The organism is Amycolatopsis sp. NPDC058340 (assembly GCF_042723975.1).
Classification (GTDB): Bacteria; Actinomycetota; Actinomycetes; order Mycobacteriales; family Pseudonocardiaceae; genus Amycolatopsis.
On the sequence record NZ_JBHXIB010000032.1, the window covers coordinates 49419 to 69359 of the forward strand.

The 19941-nt window shown below is 69.2% G+C and carries 18 protein-coding genes; 13 read left to right on the forward strand and 5 right to left on the reverse strand.

Translation table 11 applies throughout. The features are described from left to right. The first annotated feature begins 3 nt into the window (after positions 1-3). The 4 genes from ACFWIW_RS28535 to ACFWIW_RS28550 all read left to right on the forward strand — a co-directional run bounded on the left by ACFWIW_RS28535 (position 4) and on the right by ACFWIW_RS28550 (position 1997). Positions 4-177 (forward strand): DUF4244 domain-containing protein, encoded by a 174-nt coding sequence (locus tag ACFWIW_RS28535; RefSeq protein ID WP_378371318.1) that lies wholly within the window; start codon positions 4-6, stop codon positions 175-177. Beyond that, positions 177-515: a TadE family type IV pilus minor pilin gene (locus ACFWIW_RS28540; RefSeq protein ID WP_378371319.1), complete on the forward strand. Its 339-nt coding sequence runs from the start codon at positions 177-179 to the stop codon at positions 513-515. The genes ACFWIW_RS28535 and ACFWIW_RS28540 overlap by 1 nt, the downstream gene beginning before the upstream one ends. Beyond that, on the forward strand, positions 512-952 hold the full coding sequence (locus ACFWIW_RS28545; RefSeq protein WP_378371320.1) for an Rv3654c family TadE-like protein: 441 nt from the start codon (positions 512-514) through the stop codon (positions 950-952). Before ACFWIW_RS28540 ends, ACFWIW_RS28545 begins: the two co-directional genes overlap by 4 nt. Before the next feature lie 418 nt (positions 953-1370). After that, positions 1371-1997: a bifunctional DNA primase/polymerase gene (locus ACFWIW_RS28550; RefSeq protein WP_378371321.1), complete on the forward strand. Its 627-nt coding sequence runs from the start codon at positions 1371-1373 to the stop codon at positions 1995-1997. A gap of 13 nt (positions 1998-2010) precedes the next feature. On the opposite strand, the gene ACFWIW_RS28555 is transcribed toward ACFWIW_RS28550, so the two are convergent. Next, a complete protein-coding gene (locus ACFWIW_RS28555; protein WP_378371322.1) occupies positions 2011-4476 on the reverse strand; it encodes a DEAD/DEAH box helicase in 2466 nt (821 codons plus the stop codon). 317 nt (positions 4477-4793) lie between these two features. Here ACFWIW_RS28555 and ACFWIW_RS28560 point away from each other — a divergent pair, with 317 nt between their 5' ends. The 4 genes from ACFWIW_RS28560 (at position 4794) to ACFWIW_RS28575 (ending at position 9075) form a co-directional block, all read left to right on the forward strand. Next, positions 4794-7088: a sodium-translocating pyrophosphatase gene (locus ACFWIW_RS28560; RefSeq protein ID WP_378371323.1), complete on the forward strand. Its 2295-nt coding sequence runs from the start codon at positions 4794-4796 to the stop codon at positions 7086-7088. A gap of 116 nt (positions 7089-7204) precedes the next feature. Continuing rightward, complete coding sequence (locus ACFWIW_RS28565) at positions 7205-7753, forward strand: hypothetical protein (RefSeq protein ID WP_378371324.1); 549 nt, start codon at positions 7205-7207, stop codon at positions 7751-7753. Between the two features lie 91 nt (positions 7754-7844). Further along, positions 7845-8429 carry a hypothetical protein gene (locus tag ACFWIW_RS28570; protein ID WP_240599223.1) on the forward strand — a complete coding sequence of 195 codons (585 nt, stop codon included), beginning with the start codon at positions 7845-7847 and terminating at the stop codon, positions 8427-8429. A gap of 34 nt (positions 8430-8463) precedes the next feature. Continuing rightward, on the forward strand, positions 8464-9075 hold the full coding sequence (locus tag ACFWIW_RS28575; protein ID WP_378371325.1) for a hypothetical protein: 612 nt from the start codon (positions 8464-8466) through the stop codon (positions 9073-9075). Positions 9076-9367: 292 nt separating this feature from the next. Here ACFWIW_RS28575 and ACFWIW_RS28580 read toward each other — a convergent pair whose 3' ends face one another. Beyond that, entirely contained in the window at positions 9368-10180 is an 813-nt protein-coding gene (locus ACFWIW_RS28580) for a serine protease (protein WP_378371326.1), read from the reverse strand. Between the two features lie 269 nt (positions 10181-10449). On the opposite strand from ACFWIW_RS28580, the gene topA reads away from it, so the two are divergent. Beyond that, positions 10450-13347 (forward strand): type I DNA topoisomerase, encoded by a 2898-nt coding sequence (gene topA, locus ACFWIW_RS28585; RefSeq protein ID WP_378371327.1) that lies wholly within the window; start codon positions 10450-10452, stop codon positions 13345-13347. 193 nt (positions 13348-13540) lie between these two features. On the opposite strand, the gene ACFWIW_RS28590 is transcribed toward topA, so the two are convergent. The 3 genes from ACFWIW_RS28590 to ACFWIW_RS28600 are packed head-to-tail and all read right to left on the reverse strand — an operon-like array spanning position 13541 to position 16291. Beyond that, the gene (locus tag ACFWIW_RS28590; protein WP_378371328.1) at positions 13541-15058 is read right to left on the reverse strand and encodes a carboxylesterase/lipase family protein; all 1518 of its coding nucleotides are present in this window, start codon (positions 15056-15058) and stop codon (positions 13541-13543) included. Positions 15059-15069: 11 nt separating this feature from the next. Then, positions 15070-15696 (reverse strand): VC0807 family protein, encoded by a 627-nt coding sequence (locus ACFWIW_RS28595; protein WP_378371329.1) that lies wholly within the window; start codon positions 15694-15696, stop codon positions 15070-15072. 4 nt (positions 15697-15700) lie between these two features. Continuing rightward, a complete protein-coding gene (locus tag ACFWIW_RS28600; RefSeq protein ID WP_378371330.1) occupies positions 15701-16291 on the reverse strand; it encodes a TetR/AcrR family transcriptional regulator in 591 nt (196 codons plus the stop codon). Between the two features lie 112 nt (positions 16292-16403). Between ACFWIW_RS28600 and ACFWIW_RS28605 the strand changes: the two genes are divergently transcribed. Genes ACFWIW_RS28605 through ACFWIW_RS28620 form a run of 4 tightly spaced genes read left to right on the forward strand, consistent with a single transcriptional unit; the run spans position 16404 to position 19844 of the window. Then, the gene (locus ACFWIW_RS28605; RefSeq protein ID WP_378371331.1) at positions 16404-17195 is read left to right on the forward strand and encodes an ESX secretion-associated protein EspG; all 792 of its coding nucleotides are present in this window, start codon (positions 16404-16406) and stop codon (positions 17193-17195) included. Then, positions 17188-17961 carry an ESX secretion-associated protein EspG gene (locus ACFWIW_RS28610; protein WP_378371332.1) on the forward strand — a complete coding sequence of 258 codons (774 nt, stop codon included), beginning with the start codon at positions 17188-17190 and terminating at the stop codon, positions 17959-17961. Before ACFWIW_RS28605 ends, ACFWIW_RS28610 begins: the two co-directional genes overlap by 8 nt. Before the next feature lie 34 nt (positions 17962-17995). After that, positions 17996-19216: a hypothetical protein gene (locus ACFWIW_RS28615; protein WP_378371333.1), complete on the forward strand. Its 1221-nt coding sequence runs from the start codon at positions 17996-17998 to the stop codon at positions 19214-19216. Positions 19217-19229: 13 nt separating this feature from the next. Continuing rightward, positions 19230-19844, forward strand: a complete 615-nt coding sequence (locus tag ACFWIW_RS28620; RefSeq protein ID WP_378371334.1) for a hypothetical protein — start codon at positions 19230-19232, stop codon at positions 19842-19844. The last annotated feature ends 97 nt before the right edge of the window (positions 19845-19941 follow it).

Sequence of the window (19941 nt, forward strand, 5' to 3'; positions counted from 1 at the left end):
CCCATGTACAAGCTCCCCACCTTCCGTGAAGACGACGGCATGACGACGGTGGAGTACGCCATCGGCACCCTCGCCGCCGCCGGGTTGGCGGCCGTCCTCTACCTGGTCGTCTCCAGCGACGCCGTCGTCGCCGGGCTCACCGCGCTCATCGAGCGGGCCCTGTCGGTGAAGTTCTGATGGCCGACCGTGGCTCCGTCACGGTGGAGGCCGCGCTCGGCATCGGCGCGCTGACCTTCCTCTCGGCCCTGTTGTTCGCCGGGATCGGCGTCGCTTCCGATCAGCTCCGCTGCACCGACGCGGCCCGCGAGGCGGCCAGGCTCCTCGCCCGTGGGCAACCCGCCCGCGCAGAACAGGCGGTCCGGGAGATCGCGCCGTCCGGCGCTCGGCTGGACGTCGTCCGCGAAGGCGACTCGATCACCGTCGGCGTCGAGGCCGAACCGGTGGCCGGGCTCCTGCCGGGTATCCGGCTGCACTCCCGTGCCTTCGCCGTCGCCGAGCCTTGGAGCGGGCCGTGACCGAGGGCCCGTCGGCCGAAGGGCCCCGCTGTCGCGGTGTCGCCCTGCCGGCGTCGATCGCGGCCGCGGGTCCACCTGCGGACACCGAGGACGATCGTGGTGTCGCGACCGTGTGGACCGCCTCGATCGTCGCGGTCCTGGTCTGCGCGGCGGCGTTCGTCTTCTGGATCGGTGCCGCCGTCACGACCCGGCACCGCGCCGAGGCCGCCGCCGATCTGGCCGCGCTCGCGGCCGCCTCGCACGCCACGGAGGGGCCCGGCGCGGCCTGCGAACGGGCCCGGGAGGTCGCCGTCCGGATGTCGGTCACGCTGCTCACCTGCCGGTGGGAACGCGGCGATGCCCTGGTCGAGGTGCGATCGGAGCCGTCGGGACGGCCGGCGGTCACCGGACGGGCGGAGGCACGGGCCCGGGCGGGGCCGGTCGGCCGGTCACCGTGACGCGCGTCGCACGATGAACGGTCGTCCAGTGGTGACCGGCCGGTAGTACGCGTGAGTAACCACTCGGCGCGAGCAGCGGTCGTTGCCGCACGGCGAGCGGTCGAAGCCATGATCAGCTCGCCGCCGAACGGTCGCCCGCCGCTCACCGTGAGCGCCGTCACGCTGGGTGGAAGCCCAGGTCGGCTGCGACGAACGGCCTCGGACCGGTCGTGCACGCCCGTTAATCGGACGTCCGGCGTTCGGTCCGTCCGGTCGGGCTACCGCGCGTTCATCGCTAAGTAACCGCCGGTTGTCGCGTGAGGTCTTCTCTCGATGTGCAACTTGCCGTTTATTGAGATGTGCGCCACCTCGAGAAGGTCGCCGGGTAGCGCGGAGCAGAACCGACACAGGACAGAGTTGACCTGAGGCAGGGACGGGAATGTTGGACGCGAATTGGCCGGACAGCTGGCGGGGCGCCTTCCGCATCGAGATGCGGGCGGAGGCGATCGGCCTCGCGTGGCGTGGCTGGCCGGTGCTCCCGGGTGCGGAGCCCGCCGCGATCACCGCGGAAGGCGACGACCTCACCTGGCGCCGTCCCGTCCCGGCGCAGGACAACTGGCGTGAACTGGTCGAGACCCACCCGCACGAGGTCGCCACCTGGTTCGGCGACGACACGCACAGCCTGCTCGTGGCCACCGGCACCGTGCTCGACGCCATCGAGGTCGACGACGAGCTCGGCAAGGCCGCCGCCCGCCTGCTGCGCGCCACCGGACACCCCGCCCCGATCGTCGCGATGCCGAACGGCCGCTGGCTGTTCCTGACCACCGTCGCCACGAGCATCCCGCGGGAACTGGCCGACCAGGCCACGATCCAGTGGCACGGCGCGAACGGTTACATCCCGCTGCCCCCGTCGCCGTTCCAGCACGGTGTCGTGCACTGGCGGGTCAAGCCCGAGGTCTGGGGCTGGCAGCTGCCCGAGGCCACCGAGGTGCACGACGTGCTCGTCCGTGCGCTGGCCGGTGACCGGACCGTCGCCCCCGTGGCGACTCTGAGCACCGCCGCCTGATCACCCCACAATTTCAGACCACCGAGTGGCCGGACACGGACCCGTGCTGACGCAAAGCCCCGAGCACGGTGTCCAGAACGGCCACCGCCCCCGCCTTGTCCAGCGGATCGTTGCCGTTCCCGCACTTCGGCGACTGGACGCAGGACGGGCAGCCGGCCGGGCACTCGCAGGAAACGATCGCCTCCCGCGTTGCGGCCAGCCAAGGGACAATCGCGGCAAATCCGCGGTCGGCGAATCCCGCACCCCCGGGATGGCCATCGTGCACGAACACCGTCGCCTCCCCGGTGTCTTCGTGCCACGCGGTCGACACCCCGCCAATGTCCCAGCGGTCGCACGTAGCGAACAGCGGTAGCAGGCCGATCGCCGCGTGCTCGGCGGCATGCAGGGCACCGGGGACGCGCGCCGGATCCAACTCGGCGCTCGTCCCCGGTGCTCCGCCAAGTTCCTTGGTCCCCACCCTGGAGCCTCCGGTCCCCACCGGCTCCAGAACTTCGGTCCCCGCCCGATGGCCCCCGGTCCCCGCCACGCCATCGGACACACCGAGCAGCTCCGCCGAGATCGTGTACCAGACGGCGCGGGTGTGCAGGCTCTGCTCCGGCAGATCCAGCGGCGTCTGGTCCAGCACCTCACCGGACGGGCGCCGCCGCAAGTAGCCGACCACTTGCGAACTGACCGACACCTCGCCGAGGTTCACCGTGACCCCGCCGTGCACGCTGCTCTCCTCGGTGCGCAGCACACTGATGTCGACGATCTCGCGCGGTGACGTGGTCCAGTCCGGATCCTCCGCGTGCACCAGCGCGAGCCCGGTCTCCAGATCCAGTTCGTCGACCACATAGGACGAACCCTGGTGCAGGTACACCGCGCCGGGATGCACCGCGTAGCAGGCGGAACCCGGGTCGACGGTGCCGAGCATACGGCCCGAATCGGCTTCCACCACGGCGATCTGCTCGCCGCCGGAACCGCGGATGCCGACCTCGGCGTGCGGCCGGTCGCGCGACGTCCAGTACCAGCCGCTCGTCCGGCGCCGGACGATCTTCTCCGCGACCAGATCGGCGAGCACGGCACGCGCCGAGTCGCCGCCGAAGGCCGCGACCTCCGGCTCGGTCAACGGGAGTTCGGCGATGGCGCACGCCAGCTGCGGCCCGAGGACGTACGGATTCGACGGGTCGAGGACGGCGGCTTCCACCGGCCGGTCCAGGATCGCGGCCGGATGATGCACGAGATAGGTGTCCAGCGGATCGTCCCTGGCCACGAACACCACCAGCGCCGCGTCTCCCGCGCGCCCGGCCCGGCCGGCCTGCTGCCAGAACGACGCGAGCGTGCCCGGGTATCCGGCCAGCACCACCGCGTCCAGTCCCGCGATGTCGACGCCGAGTTCGAGCGCGTTCGTCGTGGCGACGCCGAGCAGCCGCCCGGACAGCAACGCCGCTTCGAGGGCGCGCCGCTCCTCCGGCAGGTAGCCCGAGCGGTACGCGGCCACGGATTCCGCCAGCGAACCGTCCACTTCGGACAGAATCCGCCTGGCGCCGAGCGCGGTCAGCTCCGCGCCTCGCCGCGACCGGACGAACGCCAGTGAACGAGCGCCTTCGATGACCAGCTCGGCGAGGATGCGGGAAGCCTCGGCCCCGGCCGAGCGCCGCACGGGTGCCCCGTTCTCGCCCGAGAGTTCCGACAGCAGCGGCGGTTCCCACAACGCGACCGTGCGGGCGCCGCGGGGTGAACCGTCCTCGGTGACCGGGACACAGTCCTGCCCGGTGAGCTTCGACGCGAACGCCGCCGGGTCCGCCGTCGTCGCGGACGCGAGGACGAAGACCGGCGAAGCGCCGTAGTACGCCGCGACCCTCCGCAGCCTTCGCAGCAGCAGCGCCACGTGGGAACCGAAGACCCCGCGATAGCTGTGGCACTCGTCGACGACGACGAACGCGAGCCGCCGGAAGAACCGTGACCAGCGCGCGTGCGACGAGAGGATCCCGCGGTGCAGCATGTCCGGGTTCGTGAACACCCAGTTCGCGTGCGCGCGGACCCAATCCCGCTCCTCCAGCGGGGTGTCGCCGTCGAACGACGCCGCCCGCGCCTTCTTGATGTCCAAAGAGGACACCGCGCGCAACTGGTCGGCGCCGAGCGCCTTCGTCGGCGACAGGTACAGCGCCGAAGCCCGCTCGTCCTCGACCAGCGCCGAAAGCACCGGCAGCTGGTATGCGAGCGACTTGCCCGACGCCGTGCCGGTGGAGATCACGACGTGCTCGCCCGCACGGGCCAGCGACGCGGCTTCCACCTGATGCCGCCACGGCGCCTTGACGCCGTTCGCCCTCAGCGCCTCGACGACCGGGGCCGCCGCCCACTCCGGCCAGTCCACCGAATCCGCCGCGCGGGCGGGCAGCTCGGCCACATGGGTGACCGGGTACAGCGAAGCCGGGATCCCCGCCGTCGCGCGGTCGAGAAGCCGCCGCCCTTTGCCGGGTCGCACCGTGCCGTCCACCTTCCGAGCTTCGCACAGCGCACCGACAGAAACGGGCCGCCGCCGAACGGATCGGGCACTGGAAGCGGCCGCCGATGATCGATACAGTGACCAGCCTCACAAGGTAACGGAACGTGCGGTGGCGGGGACGCCTTGCCGTCCGCCATCCCACTACCAATACACTCCCGCAATCCACACCGACTGTGGCGAGCGTCATGTGAGACGTGCCTTGCAGTACGACTAGCGTGACGTTCGGTTCAGTTCCCCATGCCAGCGTCGGCACGCCGGTTCCATCGGCGGATCGTCGTTGGCCAACGGCGACGTCTCCAGGAGGACGAATGTCCCGGCAGTTCCTCGCGGAGGGCGAACTCACGCTCTCCGGAGGTGGTTACACCATCGTCGGTGTAATCGCCGTGGTCGCCCTTGCCGCACTGGTCATCGGCTACGTTCTGCTCAAGGAGGTGCTGGCCGCCGGCCAGGGCACCTCCAAGATGCAGGACATCGCGAAGGCAGTGCAGGAAGGCGCGGCTGCCTATCTGAAACGGCAGCGCAACACCCTCGCGATCTTCGGTGCGATCGTGTTCGTACTGCTCTTCGCCTTGCCGGCCGATGACTGGAACGAGAAGATCGGCAGGTCGATCTTCTTCCTGGTCGGCGCGGCGTTCTCCTTCGCGATCGGCTATCTCGGCATGTGGCTGGCGACGCAGGCGAACCTGCGCGTCGCGGCCGCTTCGCGGGAGGAAGGCGGTCGCGAAAAGGCGATGCGCGTGGCCTTCCGCACCGGTGGCGTGGTCGGCATGATCACCGTCGGTCTCGGTCTCTTCGGTGCCGCGGTGGTCGTCCTCGTCTACACCGGACAGGCCCCGAAGGTGTTGGAGGGCTTCGGTTTCGGTGCCGCGCTGATCGCGATGTTCATGCGTGTCGGCGGCGGTATCTTCACGAAGGCCGCCGACGTCGGCGCGGACCTGGTCGGCAAGGTCGAGCAGGGCATCCCCGAGGACGACCCGCGCAACGCGGCCACCATCGCCGACAACGTCGGTGACAACGTGGGCGACTGCGCCGGGATGGCGGCGGACCTCTTCGAGTCGTACGCGGTCATGCTCGTGGCGGCACTGATCCTGGGCAGCACCGCCTTCGGCGTGCACGGCCTGATCTTCCCGCTCATCGTTCCCGCCATCGGCGTGATCACCGCGGTCATCGGTGTCTACATCACCAAGGCCAAAGCGGGCGAAGGCGGTCTGGTCACGATCAACCGCTCCTTCTACATCTCCGCCGGTATTTCCGCGGTGCTCTCGACGATCGCGGCGTTCGTCTACCTGCCCGGTTCGTTCTCCGAGCTGACCGGCGGCGCCACGAACGAGTCCGGGAACCCGGCGCTCATCGCGACCATCTCGGTCATCATCGGCATCGTGCTCGCGGCGATCATCCTCAAGATCACCGGGTACTACACCGGCACCGAGCACAAGCCGGTGAAGGAGGTCGGCAAGTCTTCGGAAACCGGTGCGGCGACGGTGATCCTGGCCGGTATCTCGGTCGGTTTCGAGTCCGCCGTGTACACCGCGCTCGTCATCAGCGCGGCCGTGTTCGGCGCGTACCTGCTCGGCGGCGGCGTCGCGTTGTTCGCCGTGGCGCTGGCCGGTACCGGTCTGCTCACCACGGTCGGCGTCATCGTCGCCATGGACACCTTCGGCCCGGTTTCGGACAACGCGCAGGGCATCGCGGAGATGTCGGGCGACGTCGACGAGGACGCGGCGCAGATCCTCACCGAGCTCGACGCGGTCGGCAACACCACCAAGGCCATCACCAAGGGCATCGCGATCGCCACGGCGGTTCTCGCGGCGACGGCGCTGTTCGGGTCCTATCAGGACGCGATCAGCAAGGCGCTGAAGTCGATCCCGGAGGCGGCGCAGGCCAGCGCGTCCGCGCTGAACTTCTTCGTCAACGAAGTGGTCAGCCCGAACACCCTGGTCGGTGTCATCATCGGTGCGGCGGTCGTGTTCCTGTTCTCCGGTCTCGCGGTCAACGCGGTGTCCCGGGCCGCCGGCGCGGTCGTCTACGAAGTGCGCCGCCAGTTCCGCGACATCCCGGGGATCATGGAGGGCACCACCCGTCCCGAGTACGGCCGGGTCGTCGACATCGTCACGCGCGATTCGCTGCGTGAGCTGACCACGCCCGGTCTGCTCGCGGTCTTCGCCCCCATCGCGGTCGGGTTCGGCCTTGGCACCGGCGCGCTCGCCGGCTACCTGGCCGGCGCGATCGCGACCGGCACCCTGATGGCGATCTTCCTCGCCAACTCCGGTGGCGCCTGGGACAACGCGAAGAAGCTCGTGGAGGACGGGAACCACGGCGGCAAGGGTTCGGACGCGCACGAGGCCACCATCATCGGTGACACCGTCGGCGACCCGTTCAAGGACACCGCCGGTCCCGCGATCAACCCGCTGATCAAGGTGATGAACCTGGTGTCGGTGCTGATCGCCCCGGCGGTCGTGCAGTTCTCGATCGGCGCGGACGCCAACGTCGGCATCCGCATCGCGATCTCGCTGGTCGCCGTCGCGATCATCGTCGCGGCGATCGTGGTCTCCAAGCGCCGCGAGTCGGTTCTTTCCGAGACGCCAGCGGAAGCGAAGGCGTAACACCGAACAGTTCCCCTCCGCCGGGCCCGCCACGATTCCCCGTGGCGGGCCCGGCGTGTGTCCGGGGCGGGCTAATCTCTGCGCGTCACGCCGATCCGATCCGGGGGAGTCCCGCCATGAGGCGTTCGATCATCCTGTTCGCCGCTTTCTTCCTGGCCGGCTGTGGTGGTGCCGAGAAGGCGGCCGCCCCTGCGCCTTCGTCGCCCTCTCCCGCGGCCGGGGTTTCCTGGATGGACGGTTTCTGCGGTTCGTTGCTCGACTTCGCCAAGATCGGCGAATTCACGATGCCCGACTTCGAGCAGGGCGACGTCGTGAGCGCGCGGAAGGTGATGGACGAGGCGTTCGGGGTGTTCGCGCCCGGTTTCGACAACGCGGTCACCGGCTTGGGGAAGCTGGGCCAGGCGCCGAGCGCGGAGGCCGAAGCGACGCGCAAGGGCATCGTCGACGCGCTGACGCCGATCCGGGACGAGGTGCTCGCCGCGAAGGCGGCACTGGACGCCGCGCCGAAGGACGACAAGCAGGCCGTGGTGGCCGCCGCGGCCTCCTTCCGGCAAATCGGTTCCCGTATGAACGACCTGCCCGACCCGTTCCAGCAGCTGGAAACGAACGTTTCGTTGAAAACACTGGCCGCGCAGGCCCCGAACTGCGGGAAGCTGCCTTCTTGACCGTTCTTTCCGCCACGTTGATTTGCATTGCCCCCCGGTATCGGTACCGTCGGGGGCCAGCCGGGAAGTCGTCAGGTCGGGAGGTGTTTTCGTGCGGCCGCGGTTCACCGTCCTTGCCGCGCTAGCAACAGGTATCGGACTCGGCCTCGCCGGGTGCGGGCAGCAGCCCGCGGTGACTTCCCACGCCAGACAAGAAGGTCTCGCGACGGTCAGCGCGTCGGAGGCCGACCCCACCTCCGCTTGGGCGGAGGCGTACTGCGGCGCGGCGGGCGGACTCGTCCGGACGCTGGCGACGCTGCCCAGCGTCGATCCGAGCACGCCGCAACAGGCTTCGCGTACCTCCAGCGAGCTGATGCTCTCGGTGGTCGAAGGGCTGGATCGGACCTCCACCGCCCTCGAGAACCTCGGCCCGGCTCCGGTCGCCGGCGGTGACAACTCGCGGACGGCAGCCGTCGCCCAGCTCGCCGGTATCCGCGCCCGGGCAGCCGACGTCCGCCACCGCCTCGACTCCTCAGCAGACCCCGAGGCGACGAAAGCCGCGCTTCGCGACGCCAGGACGTCGCTCGACGAACTGGACCGCCTTGACCTTCTCAGGGGCCTTAACGACGTGCCTCAGCTCGCCGCGGCGAGCAGCCGGATCCCGGTCTGCCAGGAATTGGTCAAACAACCGCGCTGAGTCAGCGCCCGATCACTGGCCATGAGTCGAACTTGTGTTCTATTCTGTCCGGGTGGACGGGACGATCTCGCTCTTCTCGGCGGAGGCGAGCGGGCCCGTGCTCGCCGACCTCGCCGGAGTGCTGTGCGGGCCCGGGCGGATGACGGGTTTCGGGCGGACGGCCGCGCGGCTGTCCGCCGTGGTCGACGAGCCCTGGCGAGCGGGTGCCCTCGCCAGGGAATGCCGTCGGCGCGGTGTCCAGGTGCAGGTCTCGGTCGCCGAATGCGGGCGGCCACTCGTGAGAACGCCGTTCCGGGTCGATCTGCTGCCGCTGGAGCAGCACTGGAGCCGTGGTGAAGAGAAGGTGCTGCCGGAGGGCTTCCGGCTCGACGGGGCCATGTTGAGGATGTGGGCGCTGGCGGCGGGCAGTCCCCAGGGCAACGGTTACCTGCTCGCGCTCGATCCGGCGGCGCCGGAGACGCACGAGCGGCTGGTCACGGCGCTGGCGCGGCTGGGTGTGCCGGCGAAGGTGCAGAAGGGGGAAGACGCGCTGCTCCGGGTCACCGGACGGCGGCGGCTCGCGCACGTCCTCGAGCTGATCGGGGACGCGCCGGCGGGTGCCGAGCCCGCCTGGCCGAGTCTCGTACCGGTGGTGCGGGCCGTCTGACGCTCGTGAGTGGTAAGGACGGTTAGAACCGTCCTTACCGCTCACGAGGACGTGGCACCGCACTCACGTGATCGAGGCCGTAACTCGCGTGATCGAGGCCGTAACTCGCGTGATCAGCGGCGGAACACCCGAGTGCGGCCTCCAGTCACGCGAGTTACGGCACTGAGCACGCGAGTCACGCCTCCGCTCACGCCGCGCCTGTGTTCCCAGTCCGTGAAGGCCTCCTTGAGGGACCCAGGGTCTCTCAAGGAGGCCTTCACGGACACGGTTGGCACTCGGTGAGGAGGAAAGGTCAGGGCTTCGGAGCCCGGCAGTTCGGGTTCGCGAGGTCGAGTTCACTGTGCGAAAGGCAGGAGGTCAGCTGGTAGGTCTGCTCCCCGTAGTTGATGCCCTGCCGCACGGTCACGTTCCCGGCCGCGTCGACCTCGCACGGGTTGTTCATCGTGCACCGCTGGCCGCTTTCGTTGCCGGTGTTGTTGACGCCGACGACCTTCCCGGTCGAGGTCTCGATGATGGGCGAACCCGAGGTCCCGCCGATCGTCTTGCACGCCGGTGTGTACCGGATCGAGTCCTTCCAGACCCAGTCCGCCTCGTGCAGTTCGTGGACGAAGCCGTCGATGTTGCAGGAGTAGATCTTCTTCCAATACCCCGAGACCACGTCCATCGCGATTCCCGCCGACGGACGGGTGGGCGAGAGTGTCAGCGGGGCGATGCCGTAGGTCGACTTGATCTTGGCGTAGCTGGTGTTGAGCTGGTACAGCGAGACGTCGGTGTCGGTCATCGTCGCGTAGAGCAGCTTCTTCGCCTTGAGCGTGCCCAGTGACGAGCGGCCGTCCTTGGACAGCAGGCTGAAGGTCCGTGACGAAGCCTTGTTGACGATTACTTCCCCGGGGTCCGGGAAACCCTCTTGCAGGCAATGCCCGTTGGAAAGGACGAGGGCGGGGTCGTCGAGGCTCGCCTCGGGCGGTTTGACCACCGACCCGGAGCAGTTCGACAACGCCACCGTTCCGGCGAAGGTGGTCGTGGCCGCTTCCGCCGGTGCGGTTCCGACCAGGGCGGACGCGGTCAGCATGGCGAACAGTGTGCCGAGGAGTCGTCGGGTCACGTGGAGTCCTTTCGGGTCGGCGTGGACATCAAGTGAAGCGTTGGCGGGAGGGGAGCCACCACCGTCGAACGGAGGGTGTTCGCCCCGTCACGCGGGACCCCAGGCGGACGTGTCCGACATCACGTGCTAGGTGTTGAAAGGAAACATCGACGAGGTCAGCGGCGATGCGCTGGACACACGATCGGCGGCGTGTTGCACCACCTAGCCGTGGTCCGGGCGGTGCGAGCGTGCACACTGACGGGTCGAGAGGCGGCGCGAAGGCGCCGAAGATGAGCGGAGAGCAGGACAGCGTGGCAGGAGCACGGACGAAGAAGACCGCGGCGTCGGACGACGGCGCGGGCCGTCGTCGGCTGGTGATCGTCGAGTCGCCGACCAAGGCCCGCAAGATCGCCCCGTACCTCGGCGGTAACTACGTCGTGGAGTCCTCCGTCGGACACATCCGCGACCTTCCCCGCGGCGCGGCCGACGTGCCCGCCCAGTACAAGGGCGAGTCGTGGGCGCGGCTCGGCGTCGACGTCGACAACGACTTCAAGGCGCTCTACGTCGTCACGCCGGACAAGAAGTCCAAGGTCACGGAGCTGAAGGGCCTGCTGAAGGACGTCGACGAGCTCTACCTCGCCACGGACCCCGACCGCGAGGGCGAGGCCATCGCGTGGCATCTGCTGGAGACCCTCAAGCCGAAGGTCCCGGTGCGCCGGATGGTCTTCCACGAGGTCACCGAGCAGGCGATCCGCGCCGCGGCCAACAGCACCCGTGAGCTCGACGGAGACCTCGTCGACGCGCAGGAGACCCGCCGCATCCTGGACCGGCTCTACGGCTACGAGGTCTCGCCCGTGCTGTGGAAGAAGGTCATGCCGAAGCTTTCGGCCGGCCGCGTGCAGTCGGTGGCGACCAGGATCGTCGTCGAGCGGGAGCGCGAGCGCATGCGCTTCACCTCGGCGTCGTACTGGGACATCTCCGCGACGATGGACGCGGGCGCCGAAGCGTCGCCCCGCAACTTCCCGGCCAGGATGATCGCGGTCGACGGCGCTCGCCTGGCCACCGGCCGTGACTTCGGCTCGGACGGGCAGCTCAAGGCTTCGAACAACGAGATCCGCGTGCTGGCCGAGGCCGACGCCGTGCGGCTGGCCGAGGCGTTGAAGAACCGCGATTTCAAGGTCGCGAGCGTCGAGGAGAAGCCGTACACGCGCAAGCCGTACGCGCCCTTCATGACCTCGACCCTGCAGCAGGAGGCGGGCCGCAAGCTGCGGTTCACCTCCGAGCGCACCATGCGGATCGCGCAGAAGCTGTACGAGAACGGGTACATCACTTATATGCGTACCGACTCCACGACACTGTCGGAGTCGGCGATCTCGGCGGCGCGCAGCCAGGCGACGCAGCTGTACGGCAAGGAATACGTCTCACCGTCGCCTCGCCAGTACACCCGCAAGGTGAAGAACGCGCAGGAAGCCCACGAGGCGATCCGTCCCTCGGGCGAGGTCTTCCGCACGCCGGGCCAGGTCGCGAAGGATCTGGACACCGACGAGTACCGCCTTTACGAGATGATCTGGCAGCGCACGATCGCGTCGCAGATGGCGGACGCGAAGGGCACCACGATGTCGGTGCGCATCGTCGGCACCGCCTCCAGTGGCGAGGAGTGCACCTTCGCCGCGTCGGGCCGCACGATCACCTTCGCCGGGTTCCTCAAGGCGTACGTCGAGGCCGTCGACACCGAGAGCGGTGGCGAAGCGGACGACAAGCAGAGCCGCCTGCCGCAGCTGGTCAAGGACCAGGCGCTGACCGCGACCGAGCTGAGCCCGGACGGGCACACAACGTCGCCGCCGGCGCGCTACTCGGAGCCGAGCCTGGTCAGCAAGCTCGAAGAGCTGGGCATCGGCCGCCCGTCGACGTACGCGTCGATCATCAAGACCATCCAGGACCGCGGCTACGTGTGGAAGAAGGGTTCCGCGCTGGTGCCCTCCTGGGTCGCGTTCGCCGTGATCGGCCTGATGGAGCGGCACTTCGAGCGGCTGGTCGACTACGACTTCACCGCCGGCATGGAGGACGAGCTCGACCGCATCGCCGCCGGTGACGAGCACCGGACGCAGTGGCTGTCGAAGTTCTACTTCGGTGGCGACATGGGCGTCGACGGTTCCGTCGGCCGTCTCGGCGGGCTGAAGAAGCTGGTCGGCTCGGGCGTCGAGGACATCGACGCCCGCGAGATCAACTCGATCCCGCTGTTCAGCGACGCCGACGGGCACACCGTCGTCGTGCGCGTCGGCCGCTACGGCCCGTACCTCGAGCGTGAGGTGGACGGGACTTCGCAGCGGGCGAACCTGCCCGAGGACCTGCCGCCGGACGAGCTGACCCAGGACATCGCGGAGAAGCTCTTCGCGACGCCGCAGGAAGGCCGTGTGCTCGGCAAGGACCCGGTCAGCGGGCACGAGATCGTGGCGAAGGAAGGCCGCTTCGGCCCGTACGTCACCGAGCTCCTGCCCGAGCCGGAGCCGCTGCCCGAAGGCGCCACCGCCGCGCAGAAGAAGGCCGCGAAGGCGAAGCAGCCGAAGCCGCGGACGGGTTCGCTGTTCAAGTCGATGTCGATCGAGACGATGACCCTCGAAGACGCGCTGAAGCTGCTCTCGCTGCCGCGCGTGGTCGGCAAGGACCCGGAATCCGGCGACGAGATCACCGCGCAGAACGGGCGCTACGGGCCGTACCTGAAGAAGGGCACGGACTCGCGTTCGCTCACCACCGAGGACCAGCTGTTCTCGATCACGCTCGAAGAGGCCCTGAAGATCTACTCGGAGCCGAAGCAGCGTGGCCGGTCCGCGACCGCGAAGCCGCCGCTGAAGGAACTGGGCGACGACCCGGTGTCCGGTAAGCCGATGGTGGTCAAGGATGGCCGCTTCGGTCCGTACGTGACCGACGGCGAGTACAACGCGACGCTGCGGAAGTCGGACAGCATCGAGGAGCTGACCGCCGAGCGCGGCGCCGAACTGCTGGCGGAGAAGCGCGCGAAGGGCCCGGCGCCCAAGCGCAAGGCTCCGGCGCGGAAGACGGCGGCGTCGAAGACAACGGCCACCAAGACGACCGCGGCGAAGAAGACCACGGCGACCAAGGCCGCCGGGACCAAGACCGCGGCGGCGAAGAAGCCTTCGACGCGCTCGACGGCTACGAAGGCGAAGTAGCTCCTTAACGGGGGACTAGGCAAGGTGGCAGGTTGCGAAAGCCACTTTCGCGACGTTGAAGGTTGCGAAAGTGGCTTTCGCAACGTCCGGGGCAGGACGAGACCGGGCGGCCCCGGGCGGCGCCGGGCGGCCGTGAGTGGCGTGTCGCGAAAGTGGCTTTCGCGACACGGCAAGCGGTCGGCCGTCCTGATCCTCATCGAGGGACTGTGAGCCAGAAGCCGCACCGGTGATCGGCCCCATGCGCGACAGGACGGATCGCGTCCGGCGCGAGCGACAACACGACATCACGATCCCAGCGGGGTGACCCCGGCGAGTTCGGGTCACCCGTGCGCATGAACGTCGTCCAGTACGCGATCATCCGGTCCGAAAGTCGTCGCTGCGCCGGATCCAGCGACTTTTCGATTCCGCTGAGCTCGAAGAGATAAACGAGGTCCAGCGCGTGCGCCGCGCCGTGCGGCACGGTCGGCACGTCGTTCCCGTTGACGTTCGGCGCGTTCTTGTCGTCGAACTCGTAGGCGTGGACGGAGGTCCGCCGGGACAGCAGCCGGTTCCCTTCCGCCGTCGGGCACGCCCATGACCGGTCGGTGGTCACGGTCGCCCAGGCCAGCGCGGGCGACAGGTAGTCGCGAGCCGGGTATTCGGCCGCGACCTCGTCCGCGTGCTCGCCGAACGACTTCCGCAAGAACTCCCGATAGCGCTCCTCGGTGATCGGCTTGAGCTTCTCGACCCCGGCGATGAACGCCCGCATCTCGTCGTGCGTGCCGCCCGAAATCACCGGCACGCGGTGGAAAGCGCCTCGCCGCACGGCTTTCGCGGGGTCGAGCGGGAGCAGCGGGGTCCCGTGGGTCAGGTGGTTGGCGAAAGTCTGGTTGTCCTTCATCAGTTCGGCGGCCGGGAGACGCCGCAGGCAACCGAGCGCGTCCGGGCCCGCGCAGCCGTGACTCGCGGCCACCGCCGCGCCATCGGCTTGCGTCTTGTCGAGCGGCGAGTACGGGGTCTGCGCGGGCTGATTCGGGATGAGACCGCCGGGAGGCCAGTCCAGCAGGCACGAACCGGACATGATCGCGGCCTTGTGGAAGAGGCCGGCCGCGGCGGGTGAGGTGAGCAGCGCGCAGGTGCTCATCCCGCCCGAAGACTGCCCCGCCACCGTCACGTTCCGCGGGTCGCCGCCGAACGCGGCGATGTTGCGCTGGGTCCAGCGCAGCGCGGAAAGCTGGTCCATGAGCCCGAAATCGCCGGAGCCCGCGAGGCCGGGAAGGCCGAAGTAGCCGAAGACGCCGAGCCGGTAGTTCGTCGTCACCACGACGACGTCACCCTGATCGGCCAGGCGCCGCGCGCCGTAAAAGCTTCCCGCGTCCATGGTGTAGCCGCCGCCGTGCAGCCAGACCAGCACCGGCAGCCGCCGGTTCCCCGCGTCGCGGGGCACGGTGACGTTCAGGAAAAGGCAGTCTTCGGCGCTGTCCGGCCTGAGCTGGGTGCAGGGCGGGCCGGGTTTCGTCGCGTCGGCGACGTCCTGCCACGGTTCGGGCGGTCGTGGCGGCTTCCAACGATCCTCACCGACGGGCGGTGCGGCGAACCTGATCCCGTCGAACGTCCGGACCGGCCCGGAGTCCTTCCCACGGACCGGACCGGCGTCGGTGCGCACGACGAGCGGATCCGCGGGGGCGACGATCGTGAGAAGGCCGGTGACGATGGCCAGCAGCAGATGCATGGGAGGTCCTTTCAGGAGGCCGCGAGACGGCGCCAGAGCCCGACGCGGCGGAAATAGAGGTGTTGCAGTACCTGCACGGCGACGAACGTGACGCCGTACAGCGCGGTGCCGAGAGCCGGCACGGAGTCCACCGGCAGCGTGTACGCGAGCAGGACGCGTCCGGCGGCGTCGGCGATCAGGGCGGCACCCCACAGGACGGTCGCGACCCGCCAAGCACGCCGGAACCACGCGTGCCGCGGCCACAGCTCGTCCCATTCGGCGGCGCGCAGCGAGTCCGCGAAACGGCTCTTCGCGATCATCGAGCGGGCCATGCCGAACGCGAGCGGCCTGGCGAACAGCAGCGAGACCAGGAAACCGGCGCCGATCACCCCGGTGACCCAGCCCGCCTTCGCCAGCATGAACCGGGGACTCCCGGTGACGAAGGAGAAGCCGGCGCTGATCGCGAAGATCGTCAGCACGAAGATCGCGAGCGTGTCGATCTTCTTCCACCGGATCGCCCGGTAGAGGACGAAGAGCACGGTCGGCAGGGCGCAGAGGGCGAGCGCGAAGAGCGCGCTGACGCCGAAGCCGCGAAGCACGTAGTACCCCGCGACGGGCACGACGACTTCGAGCAGCACCACACCCCACTGCCGGATCACGGGATCACTGCCTCCGGGTCGCGAGCTCGAAGAGGGTCACCAGTTCGGCCGCGTAGGTGGTGAGATCCGGTTCCGGCGTGCCGGCGAGCAGGAACACCGGGCCCTCCACCGAACGCCGGATGGTCGTCGCCATCACGTGAACGTCGAACTCGCGGAACTCGCCCGATTCCTGGCCCCAGCGCAGGATGCGTTCGACCGGTTCCAGCGCCGCCCGCTCGCTCGCCGGGTCGTAGTCGAGGGCGCCGCCGAGGAAGATGTTCAGCAACGCCCGCATCCGCGTCGGCTGCGCGGCGGCGAACTCCAGATTCGCCTCCAGGTACGTCCGCAGCGCCTCGCTCGCCGACGCGGGCTCGCTCATCCGCTCGGTCATGAACGCGCCGATCTCGCGGAAGACGTCTTCGAGGACCGTGCGGACGAGTTCCTCCTTGTTCGCGAAGTGGTACGAGATGAGCCCGGTGCTCGACAGCTTCGCCTGTTCCGCGATCCGAGCGAACGACGCGCGGGTGTAGCCGAGCTCCGCGATCGTCTCGATGGCCGCGGCCACGATCTGTGCCCGTCTCGCACTCTCGGTGAACGTCTTCGCTTTTGCTTGCATGAGCAAAAAATAGCTCAGTCGAGCAAATCCGGCCACCGAAGACCGCTCACCGACCGCTCGCCGAACCGCCTCACCCGTTCGAACAAAAGTTCTAAAAATTGTCGGTACCAGGGTGTTCAATGGTCAGGTGAGCACTTCAACGACCGCTGTCTTCGACGTCATCGACGAGGTCATCGCCCCGCTGGCCGCCGAGGTTCCGGAGCGTCCCTCGGTGATGGAGTTCTACGACCCGGAGCTCGCCGTGCCGCCGGTGCTGGCCGACGAGGAGCCGACTCCAGGGCTCACCCTTGCCGAGGAGGTGGAGCAGTACACCCGGTTCGTGAGCGGGATGGCGACCATCGGGCTGGCCCCCGGCGGTGAGGTCACGCCCGAGGCCGTCGGGCTGTATCGCGCGCTGCGCGGCGGGTTCATCCGCGGCGTGGTGACCGGCGTGTTCCCGTCGCGTCCGGAGCCGTGGGAGGTCCGGTTCTTCGGCGACGAGGACTACACGACGGTGCTGAACAAGCTCGGCAAGCGAGCGCGGCTGCGGTCCGGTTTCCTCAGCGCGCTGCCGGGCTGGGTGTTCGACGGCCTGCCCGACCATCCGCCGGGCACCGGCGAGACAGTGCGCATCGTGACGGACGCCGGCGGGCTGATCCCGGTGCGGGCCCGCGAGGCCGTCGAGGTGATCCGCGAGGGCGCTTCGCGGCCGCGGCACGGCACGGTCCTCGTCGATCTCGCGGTGCGGAACTCCATCCTCGCCGAGTATCCGCACGGCGCGTTCGGCCTGGTGGACAACGATCTCGGCCGGTACCAGTTCAGCGCGGCGATGGACGGCGACGGCCGCTGGACGCTCACCTGGGGCCCGGCCAGCCGGTCGACGGCCGAGCAATGGATCGTGAAGGCGGTGCAGAACCATGCGTGAACCGGCGACCGTGAAGGAACTGATGAAACGCGCCGCCGAGCCGGTGCTGCGCGCGGTGCCCGAGCGGCGGAGCGTGTACCTGGGCTACGACCCGGAGATCACCGACGACGAGATCCGCCGTCTGTGCCCGTCCTACGACGAGCCGGCGGATCTCGTCACCCAGGCCGAGCGGTACGCGGCCAAGGCGGCGATGCTCGAAGAGGCCGGGCTGATGGAGAACGGCGAAATCCATCCCGCCGCGGTCCAGATGCACGGCGTGATGCTGCGCGGTTCTGTGCGAGGCGTCCTCACCGGCGTCTTCGCGTCCGCGCCGCGCTCGGTGCGCGTCGATTGCTACGGCGACGGGCATCAAGCGGTCGTGTGGCGGATGCGGTCGGGGCGGCGGACCACGTTCAGCCTCGGCGATTTCGGCGAGCTGGGCGCCCGGGTCTTCGGCGGGCTCCCGCACGTCCCCGCCGGGGAGGCCGAGCCGATGCGCATCAGGATCGACGAGCACGGCGTGCCGCTGCCCGGCCAAGAGGAGGAGGTCGGCCTGGTCGCGGACACGCTGAGCCGTCCGCGCACCGGCACGGCGATCCTCGATCTGGTCGCCTTCGGCGGGCTGAACGCCGAGTACCCGGACTACGGCTTCGTGATCGTCGACAACGATTTGGGGAGGTTCGTGTTGTACGCCGCCCCTTCCGAAGGGTGGCTGATGTTCGGTGGAATGGACCGCCGGGCACTGGCGGCCTGGCTGCACGAGGCGGTGGACTTGAGCCGGACGTAACCGCCTTGGGCGATGACGACTGGGGAGGGCGGGCATGGACCTGGACCGGCGCGCGGCCGACGCGTGGTTCCGGCGGCGAGGGTTGCCGATGGTCATCCACCGGCGGAGGCGGGGAGCGGGCATGTTGCGCCGGTCCACGCCAGGGCTGGTGTTCCTGTGCCTGCTCGACCTGCTGCTGGCCGCGTTGCTGAAGCTGCTCGACGTCCCCGAGGACGTGCTCGCGGCCCGGATGCGCAGCAGCGGCGTCGGCTACGTGCTGGGCGTGCTGGCGCTGACGTTCGCCGTGGTCGTGGTGCCGGTGATCGCCGGGCGGCTGATGGCGAAGCTGCTCCGCGTGCTGAGCCACGTCCGGGTCCGGTTGGCCGTGATGGCGGTGACGATCGGCTTCTGGCTGCTCGTGCTGCCGCTCGGCGAGCGGCTCACCGGGCTGGTGTCGTGGGACAACCCGTTGTGGGTCGCCATACTCACCAACCTGGTCGCGCTGGCCGTGCTGATGTTCCTCGTCCGGATCGGCGTCGGCTCGATCCTCACCTGGGCGGCGCGGAGCGCGGTCGCCCAGGTCAGGGCCATCGGCACGCTGGCGTCGCGGGCGTTGCCGCTGCTCCTGCTGGTGGTGATGTTCAGCTTCTTCACCGCCGAGCTGTGGCAGGCCGTGGAACGGCTGACCCCCGGCCGGTTGTGGCTGGTGGCCGGCTTCCTCGTGCTGATCGGTGCCGTGTTCCTGGCGTCGATGCTGTCCGACGAGATCAAGGAGCTGAAGTCCTGGACCGTGGAGCCCGGCGCGACCGTGCTGCGCGGCACGCCGTTCGACGACGACACCCCGCCACCGGGCAGGCGCGCCCTGACGAAGACCGAGCGCCTGAACATCGCCTTGGTGCTGTTCTTCGCGCAAGCGGTGCAGATCGTGGCGTTCGGGGTGCTGGTGTTCGCGTTCTTCGTCGTGTTCGGGGTGCTGATCCTCAGCCCGGAGGTCGTGACGGAGTTCGCGGGCCGTGAATCGGCGCCCGGGACACTGTTGGGTGTCCCCCTCCCGGTGAGTTCCGCGCTCGTCAACGTCTCCGTCTTCCTCGCCGTTTTCTCCGGTTTGTACTTCGCCGCATCGACCGCGACGGACGCCCGGTACCGGCGTTCTTTCTTCGAACCCTTGCTGGAGGATGTGAAGATCAGCCTCGCGGCGCGTGACATTTATCTGGCCCATTGGGCGGATGTGCGGCGGGCCGAGGTGGTTACCCTGGAAGCAGAGGACATTCCGTAGTGAGGTGGTCACCATGAGCGGGAAGGGCGGAACTCCCTTCTTCGATGCCCCCGACTTCGTGAAAGGCGATGGCACTCAGGCAGATCCTCCGGGCGACACGTTCGCCGACCCGCTGTCCGGGCTGGTCACGACCGGCACGACGGCCCAATCCGATCCGCCGGCGGGAGCCGACGAGGTCCACGTGCAGGTGCCGGGACCGGTCCAGCACGACCCCGAAGTCGTGAGCAGGATGGTCAGCGCGGCCATGCTCGCCGACGACCAGCCCGCCGAAAGCCCGGGCGCGGAGCAGACGGCGGCCCCGTCGCCCGCCAAGGTCGTCAGCACGGTGGGTGAGCAAGGCGCTGCGCCGATCGGGATCCTGCCCCAGCAGCGCACCTGGCCGTCGAGGCCGTCTCAGCTGATCCGCCAGCCCCGCCGTCCGAAGCCGGAAGAGCCGGTCGAGGTCGACGACGATGCCGAGGTCGAAGTACGGCGCGCCAAGCGTTCCATGCAGATGCCGAGGCTCGGGAAACCGTCGTCGAACACGGCCGGGGTGATGATCGCGATCGCCCTCATGATCGTCTTCGCGGTCCTCGCCATCCAGCTGCTGGCCAGCCTGTTCAACAGCATCGCGGGAATCTTCGGGTAACCCGTCCGGTGGATACCGCCGGACGGGGCCGTCCGTCCTGACCTCACCCATCGGGATACCCTGGCCATACGGTCGGGGTACCCGGTGTTGACCCGGG

What these genes read in the sequence shown, in the direction of transcription:
- ACFWIW_RS28535 (WP_378371318.1), top strand. Translation starts at nt 4, where the DNA reads ATGTACAAGCTCCCCACCTTCCGTGAAGACGACGGCATGACGACGGTG.
- ACFWIW_RS28540 (WP_378371319.1), top strand. Translation starts at nt 177, where the DNA reads ATGGCCGACCGTGGCTCCGTCACGGTGGAGGCCGCGCTCGGCATCGGC.
- ACFWIW_RS28550 (WP_378371321.1), top strand. Translation starts at nt 1,371, where the DNA reads ATGTTGGACGCGAATTGGCCGGACAGCTGGCGGGGCGCCTTCCGCATC.
- ACFWIW_RS28560 (WP_378371323.1), top strand. Translation starts at nt 4,794, where the DNA reads ATGTCCCGGCAGTTCCTCGCGGAGGGCGAACTCACGCTCTCCGGAGGT.
- ACFWIW_RS28565 (WP_378371324.1), top strand. Translation starts at nt 7,205, where the DNA reads ATGAGGCGTTCGATCATCCTGTTCGCCGCTTTCTTCCTGGCCGGCTGT.
- topA (WP_378371327.1), top strand. Translation starts at nt 10,450, where the DNA reads ATGAGCGGAGAGCAGGACAGCGTGGCAGGAGCACGGACGAAGAAGACC.
- ACFWIW_RS28590 (WP_378371328.1), bottom strand. Translation starts at nt 15,058, where the DNA reads ATGCATCTGCTGCTGGCCATCGTCACCGGCCTTCTCACGATCGTCGCC.
- ACFWIW_RS28600 (WP_378371330.1), bottom strand. Translation starts at nt 16,291, where the DNA reads ATGCAAGCAAAAGCGAAGACGTTCACCGAGAGTGCGAGACGGGCACAG.
- ACFWIW_RS28610 (WP_378371332.1), top strand. Translation starts at nt 17,188, where the DNA reads ATGCGTGAACCGGCGACCGTGAAGGAACTGATGAAACGCGCCGCCGAG.
- ACFWIW_RS28615 (WP_378371333.1), top strand. Translation starts at nt 17,996, where the DNA reads ATGGACCTGGACCGGCGCGCGGCCGACGCGTGGTTCCGGCGGCGAGGG.
- ACFWIW_RS28620 (WP_378371334.1), top strand. Translation starts at nt 19,230, where the DNA reads ATGAGCGGGAAGGGCGGAACTCCCTTCTTCGATGCCCCCGACTTCGTG.